This window comes from Hansschlegelia beijingensis (assembly GCF_045505405.1).
Classification (GTDB): domain Bacteria; phylum Pseudomonadota; class Alphaproteobacteria; order Rhizobiales; family Methylopilaceae; genus Methylopila; species Methylopila beijingensis_A.
This window is the reverse complement of record NZ_JBJKEX010000333.1, coordinates 1-3,373: the sequence shown is the minus strand read 5'-3', so window position 1 is coordinate 3,373 and position 3,373 is coordinate 1. Positions and strand designations below refer to the sequence as shown.

The following is a 3,373-nucleotide window of genomic DNA, read 5'->3' as shown; positions in this document are numbered from 1 at the left end:
CTCTGGCTGCCGCGCCGGATGGCGTCCTCGGCGCCCTTGCCCGCAAGCTGGGACGTGACGTCGGACAGCCTCGCGCTCTGGCTCGCCAGCGCGCTCGGGGCGCAGAAGCTGGTTCTGGTGAAGGCCGCCGAAGCACCGGCGACCTCCGACCCCGCCGACTGGGCGCGCGCCGGTCTGGTCGACGGTCATTTTCCTCATCTTGCCGAAGTCTTCGCGGGAGAGATCGTCTGCGTCGGCCGCGCTTGTCCGGAGGCGCTCGCCGAGGCCCTCTCCGCGCCCGTCGGCGTCGCAGCGTGAGCGCTGAAAGGGTCGCCCTGCTGACGGGCTCGCTCGCCGAGCAGCGCGTGGCGCGCATGGCCGACGAGTTGCGCAACGACGCGCTCGATCCGGTCGTGGTGAACATCGGCGTCAAGGTCGCCGCGCTGATGACCGCGGAGATCATCGAGCGCCGGCTCAAGATGCCTGACGCGGTGGACCGCGTGGTGCTGCCGGGCCGTTTCCGGGGGGACCTTGACCGGCTGAGCGACCGCTTCGGAGCGCAGTTCGAGCGAGGGCCGGAGGAGCTCGCCGACCTCCCCACCTTCTTCGGCCAGGGCGGGGTCGAGCCGGACCTGTCGCGCCACGACTGCCTGATCTTCGCCGAGATCGTGGACGCCACCGGTCTGTCGGTGGAGGAGATCGTCGCCCGAGCCCGGATGCTCGCTGTTGACGGGGCCGACGTGATCGACCTCGGCTGCATGCCCGATACGACTTTCCCGCATCTGGAGGACTCGATCGCGGCGCTCGCCGAGGCGGGCTTCAGGGTCAGCGTCGATTCCGCGGATGGAGAGGAACTCGCCCGGGCCAATCGCGCCGGAGCGAGCTACCTTCTGAGCCTGAACGAGAACACGCTGGGGATCGCCGACGAGGGGAACGCCGTTCCGGTTCTGGTGCCGTCGTCGCCTGGCGACATGGCCTCGCTGCTGAGGGCGATGGACGCCATGGAGGCCAGGGGCGCCCCCTATCTCGCGGACCCGATCCTCGATCCCATCCACTTCGGCTTCACCGAGTCGGTGGTGCGCTACGCCGAGCTCAGGCGGCAGCGGCCGGAAGCCCCGATCCTGATGGGGATCGGCAACGTCACCGAACTCACCGACGCGGACACGACCGGAATCAACGCGATTCTGATGGGCATGATCTCGGAGCTCAGGATCGCCGCTGTGCTGGCGGTCCAGGTGAGCCCGCATTGCCGGACCGCCGTGCGGGAGTTCGACCGCGCGCGCCGGGAGTTCTTCGCGGCCCGCGAGGCGAACTCGCTGCCGCAGGGTTTCGGCGGCGGGCTCATGGCGCTACGCGACCGTCGGCCTGTCACGTCGACCGCCTCGGACATTGAAAGCCTCGCGGGCCAGATCCGCGACCCCAACTACCGAATCCAGGTGAGCGAGGCCGGAGTGCACGTGTTCAACCGCGACGGCCATTGGGTGGCGGCGGATCCTTTCGACCATTTCCCGCATCTGGCGGTCGAGGGCGACGCGGCGCACGCCTTCTACCTCGGCGTCGAGACCGCCCGCGCCGAGATCGCCTTCCGGCTCGGCAAACGCTACGCACAGGACGAAGGCCTGCGCTTCGGCGTGGCCGCCGGAACCTCGGAAAGCGTCGAGGAGGCCCATAAGATGGGGTTCAAGGAGGCTGGCGCCACGCTCGCCGCGAAGCGCGGCGCGAAGGCCGAGCCGTCATGATCCGCGAGACGATCGTCACAACGCTCTCGCCTGACGGGGTTCCTCATGTCGCCCCCATGGGCGCGACTCCGACCGAGGAAGGCTGGCTGCTGCAACCCTTCCGCCCGTCGACGACCCTCGACAACTTCCTCGCGACGCGTTGCGGCGTGGTGAACTTCACCGACGACGCCCGGATCTTCGCCGGCTGCGTCACCCGGCGGCTCCCGACCTGGCCCACCGTCGCGACGAGCGCGATCCCGTCCGTTCGCCTGCAAGCCGCCCTGTCGCACCACGAGGTGCGGGTGGCGCGGATCGACGGAGACAGCGAGCGCCCGAAGCTGCACTGCGTGGTGGTCGCCGAGAAGACCCATCGCGCATTCCTCGGCCTCAACCGGGCGATCGCGGCCGTCCTGGAGGGCGCCGTCCTGGTCAGCCGCCTGAACATGCTGCCGCCCGAGAAGATCGACGCCGAGTTCGCCTATCTGCAGATCGCGATCGACAAGACGGCGGGGCCAAGCGAGCTCGAGGCCTGGCAGTGGCTGCTCGACGCGATCCGCGAGCACCGATCGCGGGCGGCGTCATGACGGGCTTCCTGGCGAGCGTCTCTACGCTTGAAGAGATCGAGCTCGTCCGCGCCGGCGGGGCCGACATCGTCGACTTGAAGAATCCCGCCCAAGGCGCTCTGGGCGCATGGGAAACGTCGGCGCTGACCGCCGCTGTCGCCCGCTGGCGGGCCTGGCCGGGCCCCAAGCCGGCGCTGAGCGCCACGATCGGCGATCAGCCCATGACGCCGGACGTGGTCCGCGCAGCGGCCGAGCGGGTGGCGGCGACGGGCGTTCCGCTGGTGAAGCTCGGACTTTTCGCGGGCGACGTGGCCGGGTGTCTCGCGGCGCTCCAGCCGCTCGCAAACCGCGCGCAGCTGATCGCCGTGTTCCTCGCTGATCGCGCGCCCGACTTCGGACTGCTTCCCCAAGTCGCAGCGGCCGGCTTCCGTGGAGCGATGCTGGACACCGCCGACAAATCGGCTGGCGGCCTGCGCGCGCATCTGACCGAGCCCGACCTTCGCCGGTTCGTCGGCGCGGCGCGTGGGCTCGGCCTGCTCACGGGCCTCGCAGGTTCGCTGAAGTCGGAGGACGTCGCGCCGCTGGCCGGGATCGGGCCGGACTATCTCGGCTTTCGCGGGGCGTTGTGCGAAGGCGGCCGGACCGGCCGGCTTCACCCGGCCGCGATGGCCTCGATACGGCAGGCGCTGGCGGAATCCCGCCAGGCCGCGTGAGGCTTCGGAACTACATCCGGCCGGAGGGCGCCACCACGAGCGCCTCGCCCTTTCCGCCCGCGTAGAGGTCGCCTGCGAAACGCCGGGCGCGGGTGATGTCGGGGCCGAGGAAGGCCGCAAGCTCCGCCGAGCGCCGGACGAGCACCCGGAGCAGGACGAGGTCATGCTCGCCGGCGTCTCTGAAGCCGCCCGACAGCCCATCCGGGGACCGGAGAAACAGCGTACCGCGCTTCATGCCGCGGCCGGCGCCGCCCGCGAGCTTGCCTCCGACCGCGACGGTGCCTGCGATCAGATCCGTAGCCGCGCCGTCGCCGGCGTCGCCCTCGATCACGACGACCCCTCCCCGCAGCCTCTCGGCGGCGCGGGCTCCGGCGGAGCCGCCGAGGATCACGACTCCTCC

Annotated in this window: 3 protein-coding genes and 2 pseudogenes; 4 read left to right on the top strand and 1 reads right to left on the bottom strand. The window is 70.9% G+C overall.

Annotated elements, in window-relative coordinates; genetic code table 11:
* From ACIKT0_RS15500 to ACIKT0_RS15485, 4 genes and pseudogenes are all read left to right on the top strand, one after another.
* Positions 1-297, top strand: a pseudogene (locus ACIKT0_RS15500) (amino acid kinase family protein); the annotation flags it as partial.
* Entirely contained in the window at positions 294-1,718 is a 1,425-nt protein-coding gene (locus ACIKT0_RS15495; protein ID WP_407106222.1) for a DUF6513 domain-containing protein, read from the top strand. The pseudogene ACIKT0_RS15500 and the gene ACIKT0_RS15495, both read left to right, overlap by 4 nt.
* Positions 1,715-2,281 (top strand): DUF447 domain-containing protein, encoded by a 567-nt coding sequence (locus ACIKT0_RS15490; protein WP_407106221.1) that lies wholly within the window; start codon positions 1,715-1,717, stop codon positions 2,279-2,281. Before ACIKT0_RS15495 ends, ACIKT0_RS15490 begins: the two co-directional genes overlap by 4 nt.
* A complete protein-coding gene (locus ACIKT0_RS15485; RefSeq protein ID WP_407106220.1) occupies positions 2,278-2,973 on the top strand; it encodes a (5-formylfuran-3-yl)methyl phosphate synthase in 696 nt (231 codons plus the stop codon). Before ACIKT0_RS15490 ends, ACIKT0_RS15485 begins: the two co-directional genes overlap by 4 nt.
* A gap of 10 nt (positions 2,974-2,983) precedes the next feature.
* On the opposite strand, the pseudogene ACIKT0_RS15480 reads toward ACIKT0_RS15485, so the two are convergent.
* A pseudogene (locus ACIKT0_RS15480) lies at positions 2,984-3,373 on the bottom strand (formylmethanofuran dehydrogenase subunit C); the annotation flags it as partial.